The following is a 21,503-nucleotide window of genomic DNA, read 5'->3' on the forward strand; positions in this document are numbered from 1 at the left end:
ATACGTATCGATTGGCTTTTACTATGTTCGTAGAATCATTTATTAATTGCTGTTAAGTGGTTGAAGAATACCATCTTGAGCTTTTGACCACTCATATAAATTCCCATCTGATCCTACTGCGAAATTTAGAGCACGTTGATGTTCACCGTCACCATTTGTGTATAAAACGTCATATAGCTTAATGCCATTTACTGTGCCGATTAGCTGGTCTTCCGCAGAGACGTAATGAATGTCAGCTGATCGAGCTCCCATTCTTTTTTCTAGAACTCTTACAGCGTCTTCACTTGTGAATTTAATAGTATCAGTTTGTTTATTTGGTTGTTTAGCTGGCTGTTGGTCTTTCTGAGTATTTTTAGATGCTGCTTCAGTTTCTCCATTATTTTTGGCTGTTGTATTGTTCTCAGTTTTTGTGTTGTTTTTAGTTGTTGTATTGTTCTCAGTTTTTATGTTGTTCTCGGTTTTTGTGTTGTTCTCAGTTTTTGGATTGTTCTCAGTTGTTGTGTTGTTCTCAGTTTTTGCGTTGTTCTCAGTTGTTGTGTTATTCTCGTTTTTTGCATTTCCCTCAGTTGTTACACTGTCTTCAGCTTTTTCGCTATCTTCTGTTTTTGTACTGTCTTTTGATGCGCTAGTATCCTGTTTAGTGGTCTCATTTTTTGTAGGAGACGTTTGTTGTCCACAAGCTGAAAGTAAGAAAAATGATAATGTGAGTACTATTAGGTTTCTGATTTGTGACGTAGCATATCGCATGAAAACACCTCTTTCAAAATTTTGGAACTTAACATATTGTAATACATTGGAAAAAATATGCAAAGTATGAAAGATTTATTTCGTTCGACAAAAAGCTAAGGGTTCCATATTTATATCGTACAGACACAAACAACCTCAAGCCCACATACACTTAGTAAAGACCACTATTTTGGCGGAGGTGAAAGGTTTGAGTCTATTCGCCGCAATTGGATATATGGTTCGAGAAGTTTTTGTCTTTGTGTCTTATGTGAAGAATAATGCGTTCCCGCAGCCACTATCGTCAGATGATGAGAGAAAGTACTTAGAGCTAATGGAGCAAGGTGATGCTCAAGCGAGAAATCTTTTAATTGAACATAATTTACGGCTTGTAGCTCATATCGTTAAAAAATTCGAGAATACCGGTGAAGATGCAGAAGATTTAATTTCAATTGGTACAATTGGGCTCATTAAAGCGATCGAGAGTTATTCAGCAGGAAAAGGAACAAAGCTCGCAACGTATGCAGCACGCTGTATTGAAAATGAAATTTTGATGCATTTACGTGTACTGAAGAAAACGAAAAAAGACGTTTCACTTCATGACCCGATTGGGCAAGATAAAGAGGGGAATGAAATATCGCTTATTGATATATTAAAATCAGAATCTGAAGATGTAATTGATATGATTCAGCTTAGTATGGAGTTAGAAAAGATTAAAGAGTATATAGATATTTTAGATGAACGAGAAAAGGAAGTTATCGTGAAGCGTTTTGGACTTGGGCTGGATAAAGAAAAAACGCAGCGGGAGATTGCTAAGGCACTTGGTATTTCCAGAAGTTACGTATCAAGAATTGAAAAGCGTGCCTTAATGAAAATGTTCCATGAATTTGTAAGGGCAGAGAAAGAGAAGAAAGCGAAAGAATAATGTACATTGCAAGCAGCCATATTTTAAAATGGGCTGCTTTTTTTTGTAAATAAGGAAAGAAAACGAGTTGTGATAAGAAGAAATGCATGTTCACTGTTGAAAATGAAGGATTCTATCTGTAATATTAGAAGGTGCTAAACAATTTAAGAATAATACCATACTTAGTTTTCTATATGATATATGGAAATAAGAACCAATTTTACATATGATATAGAAAGACAAGAAGGGGAAACTAAAGTTATAGACTGATTAGGAGGTTTCGCAATTTGCGACGTACATTATATCGACTTATGATCGAACTTACAAATGGTCGCTTTACTTCTTATATATTACGTAAATTTGCACAATCTCGTTTGAGTTCTATTATTATTCCATCATATGCGAAAGTTTTTCAACTTAATCAAGATGAGATGGAAAAGGGTTTGAAGGAATATAGAACATTGCATGAATTATTTACGCGTAGGCTAAAAGAAGGAAAGCGTAGTATTGATACAGATGCATCGAGTATCGTTAGCCCTGTTGATGGTGTTTTTGCTGATCACGGTCCGATTGAGGATACAAAAACATTTGATATTAAAGGTAAGCGTTATTCAATTGTGGATATGCTAGGTAATGAAGAACGTGCAAAGCGATATGCAGGCGGTACATATATGGTTATTTATTTGAGCCCAAGTCATTATCATCGTATTCATAGTCCGCTTTCTGGTTCTGTGACTGAAAGATTTGTACTCGGTAGGAAATCGTACCCGGTAAATGCTGCGGGTATGGAATATGGGAAAGAACCGCTGTCAAAAAACTATCGTTCTGTTACAGAAGTGAATAGTGATGGCGAGCATATGGCGCTTGTAAAAGTAGGTGCTATGTTTGTGAATAGTATTGAGCTTTTGCATGAAAGAAGTACTGTTCAAAAAGGTGAAGAAATGGCATACTTTACATTTGGTTCAACAGTTGTGTTATTGTTTGAAAAAGATATGATAGAAGTAGTGCAGGAATTGAAGAGTGGACAAGAACTTCGTCTTGGTGAAAAGATTGCTACTCGATTAGCTCATAAGTAAAGACGTTATAACCATAAGTGAGAGTTATGGACAAAGATGCTTAATGATGAAGGCCCCCTAGATGGGAGTACTTGTTTATTCGAGAGCCATCGCAGGATGGCTCTTTTTACAGGTGCGGATTGATTAAAGTTATCACTTTATATGTAATCAAGACGTTTTGACAAGCTTGTCCTCTAATGAGCGTCTAATAATTTCTTGTTTTATAAGTAAAATGAAGTCGGGATTTAATTTTAGTTCTTTTGCTTTATAATAAGACTCAGTGAGTAACTCAGTAGATAACTGTTCCATATGTTTTGTTTTCAAGGTGAGTCACCTCCTAATAATATAAGGATTGATTCGTTGTTGCATTTAATGTACCAAAAAAATATGACAGTCACAAACAAGGGGTTATCCACATAGCTAGGTGGATAAAGTGTGTATAGATTGTTAGTAAATTCCAAATTAACTGAAAAATTAACGTGGAAAATGTGTACAATTTTATCCACAGGTTATATATCGAAAAATGTTGTCGAAAAATTTTATGAAAACTCCTCAAAGAGGTGAAAGAAATTGAAGTTATTTTTACCAAATGAATATGTGAAAAATGTATATCATGTTCAACCAGAAGATTTGAAAAAGCGTGGAATTAAAGGCATTATTACAGATTTAGATAACACGTTAATTGAATGGGATCGTCCAAATGCGACGCCACAACTTGAAGAGTGGTTTTTGAAAATGAAAGAGCAAGGCATCCAAGTAACAGTCGTTTCAAATAATAATGAACAACGAGTGAAAGACTTTGCTGACCCATTAGGTATTCCATTTATTCATAGCGCTCGTAAACCATTTGTTCGCGCATTTAAGCGTGCGATACAAGAGATGAGTTTACAACCAGATGAAGTTGTAGTGATTGGGGATCAATTACTAACGGATGTGCTTGGTGGAAATCGAGTGGGACTTCATACAATTTTAGTTGTACCAGTAGCACAAACGGACGGGTTAGTGACGCGCTTTAATCGAAAAATCGAACGAAGAATTATGAGAAATATGAAGAAAAAAGGTTTAATTAACTGGGAGGAATAAAGTTTGACTGAAACAATTAAATGTATTGGTTGCGGTGTAGAAATTCAAACAGAAAATAAAAATGAAGTGGGATATGCTCCTACTTCATCTTTAGAGAAAGAACAAGTGATTTGTCAACGTTGTTTTCGCTTGAAGCATTACAATGAAATTCAAGATGTATCATTAACGGATGATGACTTCCTACGTATTTTAAATGGAATTGGAAAATCGGATGCACTAGTAGTTAAGATTGTAGACATTTTTGATTTTAATGGTAGCTGGTTACCTGGTTTACATCGTTTCGTAGGAAATAATAAAGTATTACTTGTTGGAAATAAAGCGGATTTAATTCCTAAGTCAGTAAAACATGATAAAGTAAAGCATTGGATGCGATATAGTGCAAAGCAGCTAGGATTAAAGCCAGAAGATGTCTTTTTAATTAGTGCAGCGAAGGGACAAGGGATTGCTGAGCTTGCGGATGCTATTGAGTATTATCGCGGTGGTAAAGATGTTTATGTTGTTGGATGTACAAATGTAGGAAAATCAACATTTATTAATCGTATGATTAAAGAATTTAGTGATGAGACTGAAAATGTAATTACAACATCTCATTTCCCAGGAACAACACTTGATTTAATTGATATTCCATTAGACGAAGAATCTTCTTTATATGATACGCCAGGTATTATTAATCACCATCAAATGGCTCATTATGTTGGAAAACAAAGCTTAAAGCTTATTACACCAACAAAAGAAATTAAACCAATGGTGTTCCAATTAAATGAAGAACAAACGTTATTCTTTAGCGGATTGGCACGTTTTGATTATGTAAGTGGTGGTCGTCGTGCGTTTACTTGTCACTTCTCAAATCGTTTAACAATCCATCGTACAAAGCTTGAGAAAGCAGACGAATTGTATAAAAATCATGCTGGAGATTTACTAAGCCCGCCAACACCAGAAGAATTAGCAAATATGCCTGAACTAGTGAAATACGAGTTTAATATTCGTGAACCAAAAACGGATGTTGTATTTTCTGGATTAGGATGGGTTACTGTGAACGAACCAGGAGCAAAAATTGTTGCACACGTACCAAAAGGAGTAAGTGTTTCATTGCGTAAATCTTTAATTTAATGTGGAGAGGGATTTATGAAACAATTATATGGTGTAATCGGAAATCCAATTGGACATTCATTATCACCCGTTATGCATAACGATGCATTTGAACACTTGAATATGGATGCCCATTATCATGCATTTCTTGTTGAAGAAGAAGTGCTAGGGGAAGCAGTAAAAGGTTTAAAAGCATTAGGTATTTCAGGATTTAATGTAACAACCCCGCACAAAGTTGCTATTATGGAGTATTTGGATGAGATTGATCCATTAGCAATGCAAATCGGTGCAGTAAATACAGTGGTTCATAAAGATGGGAAATTAATTGGCTACAATACAGATGGAATTGGTTTTGTTCGAGCCCTGCAGTCCATTAGTAGTGAACCACTTCAAGAGAAACGTATTTTATTACTTGGCGCAGGTGGTGCTAGTCGAGCTATTTATTTTTCTCTTGCTGATGTAGGCGTGAAAAAGATTGATGTAGCCAATCGTACAGTAGATAAGGCGAAAGAACTTATTGCTGCATGTGCGGCTCATGTTACTTCTGCTGCTTTATCGTTAGAAGAAGCAACAGAGGAACAAGGGAATTATGATATTATCATTCAGACAACAACAATAGGTATGCATCCGTACGTCGAACATACGCCATTACAAATTTGCTCGTTAAAAAAAGGAACGATTGTATCAGATATAATTTATAATCCATTTGAAACGAAAATTTTATGTGAGGCAAAAGAGCAAGGTGCGATTATTCAAAATGGTATTGATATGTTTGTTTATCAAGGGGCACTTGCATTTGAAATGTGGACAGGGCGTGTACCAAATATTGAGAGAATGAAACAATTAGTTATAAAAAAGCTTGGAGGCTAACATATATGTTAACAGGAAAACAAAAAAGATTTTTACGTGCACAAGCACATCATTTAACACCAATTTTTCAAGTAGGAAAAGGCGGAGTAAATGAAAATATGATTCAACAAATCGCAGATACTTTAGAAGCTCGTGAGTTATTTAAAGTAAGTGTGCTACAAAACTGTGAATTTGATCGCCGTGAAGTTGCAGAAGAACTTGCAAAAGGTGCACGTGCTGAAATCGTTCAAGTAATCGGAAGTACAATTGTGTTATATAAAGAATCAAGAGAAAATAAACAAATTAAGCTTCCTCGATAAAAAGGTTAGCATGCGCTACTTTTATCGCTGGTGCGTAATGATGTAGAGAGCGAAACCAATTGAACTTTTATTAACAGTGAACTCTCTTCGGATAGGAATGAAGAGAGTTACTGTATGTAAAAGGAAGGGGCGTTTCTTTTGAGAAAAATTGGCATTATTGGCGGTACATTTGACCCGCCTCATTATGGACATTTACTAATTGCGAATGAAGTGTATCACGCTTTGAATTTGGAAGAGGTATGGTTCTTGCCAAACCAAATTCCACCGCATAAACAAGGGCGGAATATTACAAGTGTAGAAAGTCGCTTACATATGTTAGAGCTTGCGACTGAGGTAGAAACACACTTTTCTATTTGTTTAGAAGAGCTGAATAGGAAGGGCCCATCTTATACATATGACACTATGTTACAATTGACGAAGAAGTATCCGGATGTGCAGTTTCACTTTATTATTGGTGGAGATATGGTTGAGTATTTACCGAAGTGGTATAACATTGAAGCGTTACTCGATCTTGTGACGTTTGTTGGGGTTGCAAGACCTGGTTATACATTGCATACGCCTTATAATATCACCACGGTGGAAATTCCGGAGTTTGCAGTTTCTTCATCTTTATTACGTGAGAGATATAAAGAGAAGAAAACATGTAAATATTTACTTCCTGAAAAAGTACAGGTATATATCGAGAGGAATGGGTTGTATGAATCGTGAGAATGCACTTCATATTGTCAAACAACAAATGCATGAAAAACGTTATATACACACAATTGGTGTAATGGAGACAGCGATTGAGCTCGCTAAGTTATACGGTGTGGATGAAAAAAAGGCAGAGATGGCAGCTATATTCCATGATTATGCGAAATGTAGAGCGATTTCAGAAATGGAAGAGATTATTAAACGTGAACATTTGCCGAAAGATCTACTTTGTTATAACAAAGAGTTATGGCATGCACCTGTTGGGGCATACTTAGTAGAAAAAGAAGTAGGCATTACGGATTCTGAAATTTTGCAAGCTATTACATATCATACAAGTGGTCATGAAAAAATGACGATGTTAGATAAAGTGATTTATGTAGCTGATTACATTGAGCCTGGGCGAAAGTTTCCTGGGGTGGAAGAAGCTCGTAAACTCGCATATACGGATATAAACCAAGCTTTATTATTTGCTTTAAAGCGAACAATTCAATTTTTAATGGAAAAAAATCAGACGATTTATCCATTAACATTCCAAACATATAATGCAGTTATCAAGGAGGAAATTACTAGATGAAAGATAAAGATTTATTAGTATTAGCAGCGAAAGCAGCTGATGATAAGAGAGCAGAAGATATGGTTGTCCTAAATATGCAAGGTATTTCACCAATTGCAGATTATTTCATTATTTGTCACGGTAACTCAGATAAACAAGTGCAAGCAATTGCACGTGAAATTAAATCAAAAGCACACGAGTTCCAAATCGACGTACAACGTATGGAAGGTTTTGACGAAGCTCGTTGGGTATTAGTTGATCTTGGAGATGTAGTTGCTCATGTATTCCATAAGGATGAACGTAACCACTATAATTTAGAGCGTCTATGGGGCGATGTGCCACGTGAAGATATTACAGACGAGCTAGACCAATGAAATACGAACAATTTGCACTGTTGTACGACGAACTAATGAATGATGTCCCTTATGAAAAATGGGTAGAATTCACAGAGGAAAGCCTGCAGCAAGCGGATATGAAAGAGGCAAAGATTCTTGACGTAGCATGCGGTACTGGTAATGTAACCCTTCCGCTTGTACAAAAGGGTTACGATTTAATAGGTGTCGATCTTTCAGAAGAAATGTTAACAGTTGCTCAGCAAAAGTTAGGAGGAGAGGGATACTTTATTCCTTTTTATCAACAAGACATGCGAGAGCTTGATGTTCCAGGTGAGTTTGACTGTGTAACTATCTTTTGCGATTCATTAAATTATGTATTGCAAGAAGATGGGGTAAAAGAAACGTTTCGAAGAGTGTTTCACCATTTACGTCAAGATGGTTTGTTTTTATTTGATGTACATTCTTTATATAAAATACATCATGTATTTCAAAATGAAACATACACAGTAAATGGAGAAGAAATATCTCTTATTTGGAATTGCTTCCCTGGTGAAGAATCAAATAGTGTAGAGCATGATTTAACATTCTTTGTTCAAGATCCAGAAGAAGATGTGTACCATCGTTTTGACGAATGTCACGTGCAACGTGCATATCAGGTTGAAGAGTTGACGGAATGGCTTGAAGAGGCTGGTTTCACAGTGCTTCGCGTGACGGGTGACTTTGAGCGACTTGAAGTCACAGAACAAACAGAGCGTATTTTCTTCATGGCGAAGAAAAACGGATAAAACAAAAGCAACCGAGAAGGTTGCTTTTGTTTTGTAAAGAAGATGTAATTTTTGATCTAGAATTATACGAAGATGATATGCATAAAGTGTGAAAATAATCGTGTGAGTAGGTGTGTAGTATAAAAAAAGTAATCATTTATAAAAAGGATTTGGAATAACGGTGACGTATTTATTATGTGTGCTTATTGAATTGCTGATCAACGCATTTTAAATCCTCATCAAATTTCTCGTGTGTCCGTTCGATCAATTTATGAAACATATCCCCAACATGTTCTTCTAAAACACGAATACCTTCTCCTGTAACACCGCCTTTCACACATACCTTTTCTTGTAAAGTAGGTAATGTAAAGATTTCCTTTTCAAGCAATTTCCCCATTCCAATGACCATTTCACTTACTAAAGTAGTGGCTTCCTCATGTGTAATATTTGTTTTATCTACAGCAGCGTTAATGAAACATTGTAATAAGTAACTAAAAAATGCAGGACCGCAGCTTGCTATATCAGATGAAACGCGAGTTATATCTTCTTCTATTACAAGGGGAGTAGAAATATTTTTGAATAGAAGCAGTAGTTTTTGTTGCCACTCTTTAGAGCATTTACTCCCGAATGTAAATAATGATGCGCCAGATAAGGCGCGGTTTGTAATGCTCGGAATAATACGTGCGACGTGGCATGGTACAAGTGTCTCTAATTGTGATGGAGATATTGGACTTGTGATAGAAACTAAGCACTTTTCATCAGAAAAATGTTCAGCATATTTTTGTAGGATAGGGTATATATCTATCGGTTTTACGCAAATAAAAATAAGATGAGATTGTTCGATTACCTGATCGATAGTTTTTGCTATATGAACAGAAGGGTATTTTTCCTTTATATGATATGCTTTGGCGGGCGTTCGGTTAATGATCGTAAGGCACGAAGGTTTGACAGCACGGGTTTCTAAAAATGCATCGATTAGTATATTCCCCATGTTTCCTGTCCCTATAATTCCTATGTTCAATGTTTCATCCCTCCTTCGTAACGGCTCTCTCCTAAACAATATGAATGATGTTATAAATTTATGATTAGAGGTGTAAAATGATGTGGGATTTTCCAAAAAAGTGGTTGGGATTAGTAGTTGTTATTGTAAGTGCACTTTTTCTTTTTTTCTGGAAAACGAACCAGCATACAGAAGGGCCAGTAATTGCAACGGATGTTCAAGCGAAAGAGATAGAGAAAAAAGGTAAACAGAAAATATCGGATACAAAAGAGCAGAAAAAAATAATTGTAATTGATATGAAAGGGGCTGTCGCTAAAGAGGGAGTGTATGAAATGAAAGTAGGGGACCGGGTCAAGGATGCTATTGAAAAGGCAGGCGGTTTTTTGCCAGAAGCAGATAGGAATAAGGTGAACTTAGCGCAAATGGTACAAGACCAAATGATCCTTTATGTACCGAATAAAAATGAACAAGTGCAAGAAATAGCTGCTGTCTCAAAGGGAGAGGGGAAAGTTCAAATAAATGCAGCTTCTAAAGAACAACTTGAAAAAATTACAGGCATCGGTTCCCGAAAAGCAGAAAGTATTTTGAAATATCGAGAGGAACATGGTCCGTTCCAGAAAATAGAAGATTTATTAGAGATTGATGGGATTGGGGCGAAGTCTCTGGAAAAAATAAAAGATCAAATTATTATTCCGTAAAAGATTGACGAAGTTTTTCTTCTTTCGCTACACTACAAGTAGACAAAAAAGAAGGTGAAAAATATGGAACGAATTTCATGGGATCAATATTTTATGACACAAAGCCATCTGCTATCTTTACGTAGTACATGTACAAGGCTGGCGGTAGGGGCGACAATCGTTCGTGATAAACGAATTATTGCTGGTGGATATAATGGTTCAATTAAAGGTGGCGTACATTGTATAGATGATGGGTGCTACGTGATTGATAATCATTGTGTTCGTACAATTCATGCCGAAATGAATGCTTTGTTACAATGTGCAAAGTTTGGTGTGAAAACGGAGGAAGCGGAAATTTACGTAACGCATTTCCCTTGTTTACAATGCTGTAAGGCAATTATTCAAAGCGGTATTACAGCAGTTTATTATGCACAGGATTATAAAAACCATCCGTATGCCGTAGAGTTATTTGAAAAAGCGAATGTAACAGTGAAGCACGTTCCGCTAGAATATGATATTGCAGCGCTAGAGGAACAAAAGCGTCATATGGAGTTAAAAGAACTATTTGCATCTTTAGAAAAAGAGAGCTTATCATTGGAAGAATTACAGCATGTATTCACGAAAGCAAAAATGATGCTATAAGGAGTGAGTATGAGTTGCATGGGCAATGGGGCTATGTTGCAATCTCTTTTGTGATGGGGATTGCAACTACCTTTTCCACATCGTCTTTGTTGATCAGTTGTTGTCTAGTTTTCTATGTTTTATTTTGTTTATATCGTACTTCGCGTAAAACCTTCTTTTTATGCGTGATAGCGTGTTTTAGTGGCGCTATGCACACTTCCTATATTCAAGGGGTAAACAAGCCTCTAGGAGAGTCCTACGAAGTTACAAGAGGAGTGATACAAAGCACACCTCTTATTAATGGCGATCGTCTATCATTTCAAGTTGAAGATCAGTATGAAAATATAGTGCAGTTAAGTTACAAAATTAAATCACCCTTAGAAAAGAAACAATTGCAACAATTATATGCAGGGGTGTCATGTGTATTCAAAGGTGAGAGGAAAGAACCACAAACAGCCAGGAATTTTCACGGTTTTAATTACCGTGATTATTTATATAAGCAAAATATTCATTTCATATTTGATGCTACAAATATTTCTGAATGTCATAAAACATCATTGTCACTCATGCAATGGATTCTTCTTTTGAGACAGCAAGCAATCTCGGGAGTTAATGAAATGTTCCCAGAGCAATCAGGTGCTTTTATGAATGCATTATTGTTTGGTGATAGACAACAAATGGCGTTTGAGGTTGAAGAGCAGTACCAACAATTTGGACTTGTGCATTTATTGGCGATTTCAGGTTCGCATATTGTATTGTTAATGGTAATTGTATACTTTGTTTTGCTGAGAAGTGGTGTGACGAGAGAGATAGCAACGGTATGTCTTATCGTATGTATTCCTTTGTATATGATTTTAGCAGGGGCGTCACCTTCTGTTATAAGAGCGTCTATAACCGGGGTTTTGTTGCTAATCGCTTCCATGTGTTCTATTCGCATATCTAGCTTAGATGCTTTAAGTGTAACGGCTATATGTATGCTTATATATGATCCGTATCTTGTTTTTAATATTGGATTTCAGTTTTCTTTTGTAGGTAGTTTTGCTTTACTTTTATCTGCTCCGTTATTATTAGGGAGTAGCAACGGAGTAATCCGAAACTCGATTTACATCTCTATCATCTCACAGCTCGTTAGTACTCCAATTTTGTTATATCACTTCGGTTATTTTTCTCCATATAGTATTTTACTCAACCTCCTATACGTTCCGTTTTTATCTATAATTGTATTGCCATGTAGCATTATTATTTTGATTTGTATGCCGATTATCCCATTTTTCGCAAAAGGACTTGCGAATGTACTATCAATAGGGCTGAATATTTCTAATGATTTTCTAAGTTACTGTGAAAGTCTACCGTTTACTCGACTTGTTTTTGGACAAACACCTATACTTCTTGTAGCTGTATATTGTGTAATTATTGTTAGTATATTGATAGTTTGGGAAAGGGGAATGTCGAAAAGGATTGTGTCCATAGTTGTGGGGGTATTTCTTTTCGTTTGTACGTGTCATTATGCCTATCCATATTTTCGTGAAAGTGGTAGCGTTACATTTATTGATGTTGGGCAAGGTGATGCAATCTTAATTCGCCTTCCGTATGATAAAGGCGTTTATCTTATTGATACAGGTGGAACACTTCAACTCAATAAAGAAGAATGGCAACGGAAAAAACATGAATATTCTATTGGGAAGGATGTTTTAATCCCTTTTTTACAAAAAGAGGGTATAAAAACAATCGATAAATTAATCGTAACGCATGGAGATGCGGATCATATCGGTGCTGCGCAAGATTTATTATCATATATAACTGTAAAAGAAGTTGTATTTGGCCGGAAAGAACAAGATGCAATATTAGAAAAAGTATTAAAGAAAAAGGCGTTAGAAAAGAAAGTGAAAATAAGTGAAGTGGTGGAAGGGGAGAGCTGGAGTGTAAATGGAGCGGAATTTTTTGTGCTAGCTCCAAACGGAAAGGAATCTAATGAAAATGATTCCTCAATTGTAATATGGGCGAAATTTGGAGGGGTAACGTGGTTGTTTACAGGAGATTTAGAAGAAGGTGGAGAGAATCGTTTAGTATCAAACTATCCTGCATTGCGGGCGGATGTATTAAAAGTCGCTCATCATGGGAGTAAGACGTCATCTATATCCTCCTTTTTAAGTCTTATACATCCTAGTGTAGCGATTATTTCTGTAGGAGAACGGAATAGATATGGGCACCCGCATAAGGAAGTTATAGAGCGTTTTGAGAAGATGGATATTGAAATATGGCGCACAGATCAGCAAGGTGCTATTTCCTATGTTTTTAAAGGAGGAAATGGAACCTTTACAAGTAAAATCACATATGATGAAACACATACTAGATGAAAAAGAGAAGACTGCCATGAAGTGGCAGTCTTTAGGAACCGATAAATTTAATAACAGTGGCAATAATGAAAAGTGTTGCGAAAAAACCAAATGAGACGATAAATCCTACCCCTGAATCAATAGCGTCATTGCGTTTACTTTGAACATTTTGTTCAAAATTATTCATTTAGAATCCCTCCCCAACATTCCACTTTAGTATAAAATATTGTCAGAAAAAAATCTACAATTTCCATATGAAGAGAAATCGAGTGTTTTTACTACGTGTAGTTCATTTAGCTACGTGAGTTTTTTATTTCCAAGCATGTTAACAGTTGGCACTTATACTCGGATTTTTATTGTGAACAATAAAGGGAAGGTGATTACCGCACACCAATAAGAAACCCGGGGCTTATTGCGTGGCGTTTAATATAAATAAAGGGACGGGTTATACAGCCTGTTCCTTTGTACTTGTAAAACAAAAGCTAGGGCATTAGTATAAATATATATTGCCAAGTTAGGGAGTAGGAAAAAGTATGAGTGATATACATAAAAAGATTAAAAAGAAGCAGTTTGCTCCGTTGTATTTACTGTATGGAACGGAAGCGTTTTTTATAAATGAAGCGATAAAGCTTATTACAACAGAAGCGCTTGAAGAGGAAGATCGCGAGTTTAATGTTGTGACATATGATTTAGAAGAAGCGTATTTAGAAGATGTGGTTGAGGATGCACGTACACTTCCTTTTTTTGGAGAACGTAAAGTGTTATTAATAAAATCACCATTATTTTTAACTTCACAAAAAGAAAAGTTAGAACAAAATATAAAAATTTTAGAAGAATATATTGGGGAGCCTTCTCCGTTTTCTATTCTTGTTTTTGTTGCGCCTTACGAAAAGCTGGATGAACGAAAAAAAATTACAAAACTACTAAAGAAAACAGCGGATGTAGTAGAAGCGAATGCGATGCAAGTGCAGGATGTTCAGAAATGGATTGTTGCCCGTGCGGATGAAGTGCATGTGCATATTGATAATGGGGCTGTGAGTTTGTTGCTAGAGCTTGTGGGAAGTAATGTAACGATGTTGGCGAAGGAAATGGACAAGTTAACGTTATACGTCGGTATGGGTGGAGAGATTACACCGAAACTTGTTGCAGAACTTGTGCCAAAATCGGTAGAACAAAATGTGTTTGCTTTAACAGAAAAAGTGGTGAAAAAGGATATCGCAGGTGCGATGCAAATATTGGATGGATTATTTACGCAACAGGAAGAACCGATTAAACTGCTTGCGTTATTAGTGAGTCAATTCCGCTTGCTACATCAAGTGAAAGAGTTACAACAGCGTGGTTATGGACAAAACCAAATTGCGTCTCATATAGGTGTACATCCGTATCGTGTAAAGTTGGCGATGAATCAAACGAAGTTTTTCTCTTTTGAAGAATTAAAAAAAGTTATTATAGAATTAGCGGAAGCTGATTATAGTATGAAAACGGGAAAGATGGATAAGAAACTTGTGCTTGAGTTTTTCTTAATGCGGCTAAATCATATGTAATGATACAAAAAAGTTCATGTACGTAGTACGTGGACTTTTTTGTATATAAAAAAACGATCCAAATGGATCGTTTTTTAAACGCCTTACGCGTTTACTTGTTTCGCTAAGCGAGATTTTTGACGAGCTGCAGCGTTTTGGTGGATAAGACCTTTACGAGCTGCTTTGTCAAGTTTTTTAGAAGCAGTTTTGAAAGCTTCTTTAGCATTTTCAAGATCGTTATTAGTAACTAAAGCTTCTACAGTTTTAACAGCAGAACGCATGTCAGACTTGATAGAAGCGTTATGTGCACGACGCTCTTCGCTAAGTTTAGCGCGTTTGATAGCAGATTTGATGTTTGCCATACTTTTCACCTCCCTGGTGCAATCGAATGACTCGATTCATAACATAGAACAAGTGATATTCTATCAAACGGTGAAGAGAATTGCAATAGTATATCAATGAAATTTCACGTAAAGGAAAGAATGACCTTATATAACTTTGGGAAATCTAACGATATTTACTATGAATTACGGAGGAGATACGATGACAGAACCATTAGATTTAAGTAAATATGGTGTTAGAACTGACCTAGCTGTAGAGGCGCACCAAATGCTGCAAGAGCGTCAAGAAGAACAAAATGGGATACAAGGAGTTATTGTAAAAGAGAGGGAAGAAGAAGGTATTACAATTACGAAAGTAACGATTGATGAAGTTGCATCTGAATCGATGGGTAAAAAACCTGGAAATTATTTAACGCTTGAGGTGCAAGGTATACGCCAACAAGATACTGAATTGCAACAAAAAGTAGAGCGTATTTTTGCAAAAGAATTTTCTTATTTTTTAGAAGAGGTTGGTGTTACGAAAGAAGCGAGCTGTTTAATCGTTGGTCTTGGGAATTGGAATGTAACGCCAGATGCACTTGGACCGATAGTTGTAGAGAATGTAATGGTAACGAGACATTTGTTTCAATTGCAGCCTGAAAGTGTGGAAGAAGGATTTAGGCCTGTTAGTGCAATTAGGCCGGGAGTAATGGGGATTACAGGGATTGAAACGAGCGATGTTATTTATGGAATCATTGAAAAAACAAAGCCGGACTTTGTCATTGCAATTGATGCACTAGCTGCCCGTTCGATTGAACGAGTAAATAGCACGATACAAATTTCTGATACAGGAATTCATCCCGGGTCTGGTGTTGGGAATAAACGTAAGGAGTTAAGTAAAGAAACGTTAGGTATTCCTGTTATCGCAATTGGTGTTCCAACTGTAGTTGATGCTGTTTCAATTACAAGTGATACGATTGATTTTATTTTGAAGCATTTTGGAAGAGAGATGAAAGAGGGACATAAGCCGTCAAGATCTTTATTACCTGCGGGATTTTCATTTGGAGAAAAGAAAAAACTAACAGAAGAAGATATGCCGGATGAAAAGAGCCGGAATATGTTTTTAGGAGCTGTTGGTACATTGGAAGATGAAGAGAAGAGGAAATTAATTTATGAAGTGCTATCTCCTCTCGGTCATAATTTAATGGTGACTCCAAAAGAGGTAGATGCCTTTATAGAAGATATGGCAAATGTAATAGCGAGTGGTTTAAATGCAGCGCTGCATCATCAAGTTGACCAAGATAATACAGGGGCATATACACATTGATGGAAAGAGATGATTTAAGTCGATTTGCGCTTTTATGTATATGTAGTGCATCCTTATGCTTGCTTATGGTAATAGCGGGAGTGGCGCTTGCTAATCATGGTTTAAAAAGTATGAAAGGTTACCAGCAGTTGTCGTACGAACAAATAGCTCATATGACAGGGACAGAAGGGGAGGCTGCTGAATCAGAAATTTCGGGAAGTTCGTTTTCAACTGTTGAAAAACAAAAACAATTAGAAAGTTTAAGAAGTTTTAATGTCGTAGAAGGAATTGGTATGGCAATAGCGAGTGTTGCTTATGAGATGACAAAGTTTGGGACAGATATAGTTGTTGGGAAGGTGAAAGAGATTTTTAGCTAAGAGTAGCAGAGAGAACGGTTGTCTTATCGTTTTGCACGACAGCCGTTTTTTTATTTGAAAAAGGTTTGTCTCTTATGGTTTGTTCGCATAAGATATAGATAGAATGATTTGTATTGTAAGCAGCACGAGTTTTCATTGAATCTTTGCTGCTCTATTGATATAATCAGTGCTAGTGTATATTGGCGAGACTATTAGGAGTTGAGAACATAGATGAACAAAGAAGAAAGAGCAAAAAGACAGTCCAAAATCCGTAATTTCTCTATCATTGCTCATATTGACCACGGAAAATCAACGTTAGCAGACCGTATTTTAGAGAAAACAAACGCGTTAACACAACGTGAAATGAAAGCTCAGTTGCTTGACTCTATGGATTTAGAGCGTGAGCGTGGTATTACAATTAAATTAAACGCAGTACAATTAAACTATACAGCAAAAGACGGTGAAGAATATATTCTTCACTTAATTGATACACCAGGACACGTCGACTTTACGTACGAAGTATCTCGTAGTTTAGCGGCTTGTGAAGGCGCGATTCTTGTAGTAGATGCAGCGCAAGGTATTGAAGCGCAAACATTAGCAAACGTATACTTAGCGCTTGATAATAATTTAGAAATTTTACCAGTTATTAATAAAATCGACTTACCAAGTGCAGACCCAGAACGTGTGCGCCAAGAAGTAGAAGATGTAATTGGTTTAGATGCATCAGAAGCAGTACTTGCTTCAGCAAAAGCTGGAATCGGTATTGAAGAAATTTTAGAACAAATCGTTGAAAAAGTACCAGCACCAACAGGTGATTCGGAAGATCCGTTACAATGTATGATTTTCGACTCTTTATATGACCCATACCGCGGTGTAATTGCTTACATCCGTGTTGTAAATGGAACGGTAAAAGTTGGCGATAAAGTACGTATGATGGCAACTGGAAAAGAGTTTGAAGTAACAGAAGTGGGTGTATTCACGCCGAAAACAACGCAGCGTGACGAACTGACAGTAGGTGATGTAGGTTTCTTAGCAGCATCTATTAAAAACGTAGGCGACACACGCGTTGGTGATACGATTACACATGCGAAACGTCCAGCTGCAGAGCCGTTAGCGGGATATCGTAAATTAAACCCAATGGTATTCTGTGGTTTATATCCGATTGATTCTGCACGTTATAACGACTTACGTGATGCGTTAGAAAAATTAGAGTTAAACGATTCTGCCCTTGAGTTTGAACCAGAAACATCTCAAGCGTTAGGATTTGGTTTCCGTTGTGGTTTCCTAGGACTTCTTCACATGGAAATCATTCAAGAACGTATTGAACGTGAATTTAAGATTGATTTAATTACAACAGCACCAAGTGTTATTTATAAAGTTTATTTAACAAACGGTGAAGATGTTATTGTTGATAACCCATCTAATATGCCAGATCCACAGTCTATCGATCGTGTAGAAGAGCCTTTTGTGAAGGCTTCAATTATGGTTCCGAATGACTATGTTGGAGCTGTAATGGAAATTTGCCAAGGTAAACGTGGAACGTTCATTGATATGCAATATTTAGATGAAACACGTGTTACGTTAACATATGAAATCCCATTATCAGAAATCGTATATGATTTCTTCGATCAGTTGAAATCAAATACGAAAGGGTATGCATCATTTGATTATGAGTTAATCGGTTATAAACCGTCTAAACTTGTGAAAATGGATATTCTTTTAAATAATGAACAAGTGGATGCATTATCATTTATCGTACACCGTGATTCAGCGTATGACCGTGGTAAAGTAATCGTAGAGAAATTAAAAGAATTAATTCCGAGACAACAGTTCGAAGTGCCAATTCAGGCGACTATCGGAAACAAAGTTGTAGCACGTTCTACAATTAAGGCGATGCGTAAAAACGTACTTGCGAAATGTTACGGCGGTGACATTTCTCGTAAGCGTAAACTTCTTGATAAGCAAAAAGAAGGTAAAAAACGTATGAAGTCTGTTGGTTCTGTAGAAGTACCGCAAGAGGCATTCATGGCTGTATTGAAAATGGATGACAACTAATATTTAAAATAAAAAAAGAAGTCGTTTATGCGGCTTCTTTTTTCTGTATAATTACTTTTTAGACATCTTAGCATCTCTCATTTACAATAGTGAGAGAGCTTTTTAGTTCAACAGAGTTAGGAGATTATTAATGTCCGAAAATATTCGAAAAGATATTCACGAGAAAATACAAAATGGTAATTTTAATTGTGAAAAGGAATTGACGCTTTCTATTATTAGTGGAAAGTGGAAAGTTGTGATACTGTGGCATCTTGGTGTAGAAGGGCCTCATCGTTTTAGTGAATTACAACGATTGTTCCCAAGCATTTCTCATAAAGTTTTGTCGAATCAATTAAAAGAGTTAATGGAGGATGGGATTGTTGATCGAACAGTGTATCCTGAAATTCCTCCTCGCGTTGAGTATTATATGACGGAACTAGGCATGTCACTGTTACCAATCGTTGAAATGATGTATGATTGGGGAAAAATGCGAATGGAACAAATTCGTAATACGTTAGAGAAGTAAAGAATCCTCCGGAGTGCGGAGGTTTTCTTTTTAGAAAGGTAGGAGTTATATTTGGTGCAAGCTGCATATATTCATATTCCGTTTTGTCAGCACATTTGTCACTATTGTGATTTTAATAAAGTGTTTATTGAACGCCAACCGGTTGATCAATATTTAGAGTATTTAGAGAAGGAAATAATAAACACGGTTCAAAAAGTGCCGTTTGATAGTATGAAAACGATTTTTGTTGGCGGAGGTACTCCGACAGCATTAAATATGGAACAGACAAAAAAACTACTCGATATTATTAACCGTCGTTTACGTCCGTTTGCTCCGAATTGTGAACTAACATTTGAAGCGAATCCAGGTGATTTACCGAAAGAGAAGTTAAACGTATTGTTAGAAGGTGGAGTGAACAGAATTAGTTTTGGTGTACAAACATTTCGTGATGAACTGCTTGAGAAAATTGGGCGCAAGCATACGAGGGAAGATGCGTTTGTAGCAATTCGAGAAGCGCAGGAAGTAGGCTTTAAAAATATTAATGTAGATATTATTTATGCGTTGCCAGGACAAACAATAGAAGATGTGAAGGAAACATTAGACATTGCGTTTACGCTTGGTGTACAACACTTCTCAGCATATTCGTTAATTGTGGAACCGAAAACAGTTTTTTATAATTTAATGAACAAAGGGAAATTGCGTCTTCCAGGTGAAGATCATGAAGCGAAAATGTACGAAATGGTAATGGATGAAATGGAGAAACACGGCTATACCCAGTATGAAATTAGTAATTTCTCAAAAGGTGATAATGAAAGTAGACATAATCTCACATACTGGAATAATGAAGAGTATTATGGATTTGGAGCTGGAGCGCATAGTTATGTGAATGGGGAACGTATTCAAAATGTAGGTCCGCTGAAGCAATATTTCAATAAAATTGATGAAACAGGATTTCCGTATTTAGATGTTCATGAAGTGACGGAGAAAGAAAGAATGGAAGAAGAGTTGTTCTTAGGGCTTCGAAAAACAAAAGGTGTTTCTAAAACGGCATTCCAAAATAAATTTAATGTGGAGATGGATCAAGTTTTCGCGAAGCAGTTACAAAGTAATCAAGAACAAGGCTTGCTTGAAGAGAGAGATGGATGTGTCCGTTTAACGCGAAAAGGAAAATTATTAGGGAATGAAGTGTTCCAGTCGTTTTTGATTGATTAAATAAATGTTTCGTAAACGTGAAAAAGTTTCATTATTTCGTGACGTTTCCGTTGACAATTGAATGTCAATTTTGGTAAGTTATTAATAGATTTAGCACTCGAAGACAAAGAGTGCTAACAGAGGTGATGATGAGATGCTTACGGAACGTCAGCTCTTAATTTTACAAACAATTATTGATGACTTTATTGGATCAGCGCAGCCTGTTGGGTCTAGAACGTTGGCTAAAAAAGAGGAAATTACATTCAGCTCAGCTACTATTCGAAATGAAATGGCTGATTTAGAAGAATTAGGTTTTATTGAAAAGACACATAGTTCTTCTGGGCGTGTTCCTTCTGAGAAGGGATACCGATTTTATGTAGATCACCTTTTAGCGCCGCAAAACTTACCGAACGCTGAAATTGTACAAATTAAAGATTTATTTGCTGAAAGAATTTTTGAAGCGGAAAAAATTGCACAGCAATCTGCTCAAATTTTATCAGAGCTTACGAACTATACGGCCATTGTTCTTGGACCGAAGTTAAGTACAAATAAACTTAAAAATGTACAAATTGTGCCGCTTGATCGTCAAACTGCAGTCGCTATTATTGTAACTGATACAGGGCATGTACAAAGCAAAACGATTACCGTTCCGGAATCTGTTGATTTATCAGATTTAGAAAAAATGGTTAATATTTTAAATGAAAAGCTATCGGGCGTACCAATGTCGGAACTCCATAATAAAATCTTTAAGGAGATTGTTACGGTATTGCGTGGGTATGTTCATAATTACGATAGTGCAGTAAAAATGTTAGATGGTACATTTCAAGTTCCTTTATCGGAAAAGATATACTTTGGAGGAAAAGCAAATATGCTTTCGCAGCCAGAGTTCCATGACATTCACAAAGTAAGATCCTTGTTGACGATGATTGATAATGAAGCCGAGTTTTATGACATTTTGCGTCATAAACAAGTCGGTATTCAAGTGAAAATCGGTAGGGAAAATTCTTCAACGGCTATGGAAGATTGTAGTTTAATTTCTGCAACATATTCAATCGGGGAAGAACAACTAGGAACAATTGCTATTTTAGGTCCGACAAGAATGCAATACTCTCGGGTAATTAGTTTGTTACAGTTATTTACGAGACAATTTACTGATGGACTTAAAAAGTAAATGAGAGTAATACATTCGCTCAAGTAATGAAACTTTCATTGCTGTGTGTAATATATAATACTTAGGTAATTGTGCTGAGCATGATACCTAATACC

General features: G+C 36.4%; 25 protein-coding genes. 20 read left to right on the forward strand and 5 right to left on the reverse strand.

The window, feature by feature from the left end; genetic code table 11:
- Positions 1-42 precede the first annotated feature (42 nt).
- A complete protein-coding gene (locus COE49_RS11375; protein WP_088230862.1) occupies positions 43-747 on the reverse strand; it encodes a hypothetical protein in 705 nt (234 codons plus the stop codon).
- A 187-nt stretch (positions 748-934) separates the two neighbouring features.
- Between COE49_RS11375 and sigK the strand changes: the two genes are divergently transcribed.
- Both sigK and COE49_RS11385 read left to right on the forward strand, forming a co-directional pair.
- Complete coding sequence (gene sigK / locus COE49_RS11380) at positions 935-1,648, forward strand: RNA polymerase sporulation sigma factor SigK (protein ID WP_000051382.1); 714 nt, start codon at positions 935-937, stop codon at positions 1,646-1,648.
- Between the two features lie 266 nt (positions 1,649-1,914).
- On the forward strand, positions 1,915-2,703 hold the full coding sequence (locus tag COE49_RS11385; RefSeq protein WP_088230863.1) for a phosphatidylserine decarboxylase: 789 nt from the start codon (positions 1,915-1,917) through the stop codon (positions 2,701-2,703).
- A gap of 147 nt (positions 2,704-2,850) precedes the next feature.
- On the opposite strand, the gene sda is transcribed toward COE49_RS11385, so the two are convergent.
- Positions 2,851-3,006, reverse strand: a complete 156-nt coding sequence (gene sda, locus COE49_RS11390) for a sporulation histidine kinase inhibitor Sda (RefSeq protein ID WP_140417369.1) — start codon at positions 3,004-3,006, stop codon at positions 2,851-2,853.
- A 246-nt stretch (positions 3,007-3,252) separates the two neighbouring features.
- Between sda and COE49_RS11395 the strand changes: the two genes are divergently transcribed.
- The 8 genes from COE49_RS11395 to COE49_RS11430 all read left to right on the forward strand — a co-directional run bounded on the left by COE49_RS11395 (position 3,253) and on the right by COE49_RS11430 (position 8,389).
- A complete protein-coding gene (locus COE49_RS11395) occupies positions 3,253-3,765 on the forward strand; it encodes a YqeG family HAD IIIA-type phosphatase (RefSeq protein WP_000765302.1) in 513 nt (170 codons plus the stop codon).
- 3 nt (positions 3,766-3,768) lie between these two features.
- Positions 3,769-4,875 carry a ribosome biogenesis GTPase YqeH gene (gene yqeH / locus COE49_RS11400; RefSeq protein WP_000140807.1) on the forward strand — a complete coding sequence of 369 codons (1,107 nt, stop codon included), beginning with the start codon at positions 3,769-3,771 and terminating at the stop codon, positions 4,873-4,875.
- A gap of 15 nt (positions 4,876-4,890) precedes the next feature.
- A complete protein-coding gene (gene aroE / locus COE49_RS11405) occupies positions 4,891-5,724 on the forward strand; it encodes a shikimate dehydrogenase (RefSeq protein ID WP_088230864.1) in 834 nt (277 codons plus the stop codon).
- A gap of 5 nt (positions 5,725-5,729) precedes the next feature.
- The gene (gene yhbY / locus COE49_RS11410) at positions 5,730-6,023 is read left to right on the forward strand and encodes a ribosome assembly RNA-binding protein YhbY (RefSeq protein ID WP_088230865.1); all 294 of its coding nucleotides are present in this window, start codon (positions 5,730-5,732) and stop codon (positions 6,021-6,023) included.
- A gap of 138 nt (positions 6,024-6,161) precedes the next feature.
- The gene (gene nadD / locus COE49_RS11415; RefSeq protein WP_088230866.1) at positions 6,162-6,731 is read left to right on the forward strand and encodes a nicotinate-nucleotide adenylyltransferase; all 570 of its coding nucleotides are present in this window, start codon (positions 6,162-6,164) and stop codon (positions 6,729-6,731) included.
- The gene (gene yqeK, locus COE49_RS11420) at positions 6,721-7,290 is read left to right on the forward strand and encodes a bis(5'-nucleosyl)-tetraphosphatase (symmetrical) YqeK (protein ID WP_088230867.1); all 570 of its coding nucleotides are present in this window, start codon (positions 6,721-6,723) and stop codon (positions 7,288-7,290) included. Before nadD ends, yqeK begins: the two co-directional genes overlap by 11 nt.
- On the forward strand, positions 7,287-7,643 hold the full coding sequence (gene rsfS / locus COE49_RS11425; protein WP_000653203.1) for a ribosome silencing factor: 357 nt from the start codon (positions 7,287-7,289) through the stop codon (positions 7,641-7,643). Before yqeK ends, rsfS begins: the two co-directional genes overlap by 4 nt.
- The gene (locus COE49_RS11430; protein WP_098252974.1) at positions 7,640-8,389 is read left to right on the forward strand and encodes a class I SAM-dependent methyltransferase; all 750 of its coding nucleotides are present in this window, start codon (positions 7,640-7,642) and stop codon (positions 8,387-8,389) included. The genes rsfS and COE49_RS11430 overlap by 4 nt, the downstream gene beginning before the upstream one ends.
- A 172-nt stretch (positions 8,390-8,561) precedes the next feature.
- Here COE49_RS11430 and comER read toward each other — a convergent pair whose 3' ends face one another.
- On the reverse strand, positions 8,562-9,389 hold the full coding sequence (comER, locus tag COE49_RS11435; RefSeq protein WP_098252975.1) for a late competence protein ComER: 828 nt from the start codon (positions 9,387-9,389) through the stop codon (positions 8,562-8,564).
- Between the two features lie 77 nt (positions 9,390-9,466).
- Between comER and COE49_RS11440 the strand changes: the two genes are divergently transcribed.
- From COE49_RS11440 to COE49_RS11450, 3 genes are all read left to right on the forward strand, one after another.
- A complete protein-coding gene (locus COE49_RS11440) occupies positions 9,467-10,066 on the forward strand; it encodes a helix-hairpin-helix domain-containing protein (protein ID WP_098252976.1) in 600 nt (199 codons plus the stop codon).
- Positions 10,067-10,129: 63 nt separating this feature from the next.
- Positions 10,130-10,687 (forward strand): ComE operon protein 2, encoded by a 558-nt coding sequence (locus tag COE49_RS11445; RefSeq protein WP_088230871.1) that lies wholly within the window; start codon positions 10,130-10,132, stop codon positions 10,685-10,687.
- Positions 10,688-10,701: 14 nt separating this feature from the next.
- A complete protein-coding gene (locus tag COE49_RS11450; RefSeq protein WP_098252977.1) occupies positions 10,702-13,023 on the forward strand; it encodes a DNA internalization-related competence protein ComEC/Rec2 in 2,322 nt (773 codons plus the stop codon).
- A 31-nt stretch (positions 13,024-13,054) separates the two neighbouring features.
- Here the strand turns inward: COE49_RS11450 and COE49_RS11455 are convergent, their stop codons facing one another.
- The gene (locus COE49_RS11455; RefSeq protein ID WP_001058627.1) at positions 13,055-13,189 is read right to left on the reverse strand and encodes a YqzM family protein; all 135 of its coding nucleotides are present in this window, start codon (positions 13,187-13,189) and stop codon (positions 13,055-13,057) included.
- 346 nt (positions 13,190-13,535) lie between these two features.
- Here COE49_RS11455 and holA point away from each other — a divergent pair, with 346 nt between their 5' ends.
- Positions 13,536-14,546 carry a DNA polymerase III subunit delta gene (gene holA, locus COE49_RS11460; protein WP_088230873.1) on the forward strand — a complete coding sequence of 337 codons (1,011 nt, stop codon included), beginning with the start codon at positions 13,536-13,538 and terminating at the stop codon, positions 14,544-14,546.
- An 83-nt stretch (positions 14,547-14,629) separates the two neighbouring features.
- On the opposite strand, the gene rpsT is transcribed toward holA, so the two are convergent.
- Positions 14,630-14,887, reverse strand: coding sequence for a 30S ribosomal protein S20 (rpsT, locus tag COE49_RS11465; RefSeq protein WP_001274011.1), 258 nt, complete (start codon positions 14,885-14,887; stop codon positions 14,630-14,632).
- A 181-nt stretch (positions 14,888-15,068) separates the two neighbouring features.
- Here rpsT and gpr point away from each other — a divergent pair, with 181 nt between their 5' ends.
- The 6 genes from gpr to hrcA all read left to right on the forward strand — a co-directional run bounded on the left by gpr (position 15,069) and on the right by hrcA (position 21,408).
- Positions 15,069-16,172: a GPR endopeptidase gene (gene gpr, locus COE49_RS11470; RefSeq protein WP_088230874.1), complete on the forward strand. Its 1,104-nt coding sequence runs from the start codon at positions 15,069-15,071 to the stop codon at positions 16,170-16,172.
- Entirely contained in the window at positions 16,172-16,528 is a 357-nt protein-coding gene (locus COE49_RS11475; protein ID WP_373605062.1) for a YqxA family protein, read from the forward strand. The genes gpr and COE49_RS11475 overlap by 1 nt, the downstream gene beginning before the upstream one ends.
- Before the next feature lie 210 nt (positions 16,529-16,738).
- Entirely contained in the window at positions 16,739-18,562 is a 1,824-nt protein-coding gene (gene lepA, locus COE49_RS11480) for an elongation factor 4 (RefSeq protein ID WP_060632314.1), read from the forward strand.
- 130 nt (positions 18,563-18,692) lie between these two features.
- Complete coding sequence (locus tag COE49_RS11485) at positions 18,693-19,067, forward strand: winged helix-turn-helix transcriptional regulator (protein ID WP_001293536.1); 375 nt, start codon at positions 18,693-18,695, stop codon at positions 19,065-19,067.
- Between the two features lie 51 nt (positions 19,068-19,118).
- Complete coding sequence (gene hemW, locus COE49_RS11490) at positions 19,119-20,258, forward strand: radical SAM family heme chaperone HemW (protein ID WP_088230876.1); 1,140 nt, start codon at positions 19,119-19,121, stop codon at positions 20,256-20,258.
- Positions 20,259-20,391: 133 nt separating this feature from the next.
- A complete protein-coding gene (gene hrcA, locus COE49_RS11495; RefSeq protein ID WP_088230877.1) occupies positions 20,392-21,408 on the forward strand; it encodes a heat-inducible transcriptional repressor HrcA in 1,017 nt (338 codons plus the stop codon).
- Positions 21,409-21,503: the final 95 nt, after the last annotated feature.

The organism is Bacillus sp. AFS029637 (genome assembly GCF_002584985.1).
Lineage (GTDB): Bacteria > Bacillota > Bacilli > Bacillales > Bacillaceae_G > Bacillus_A.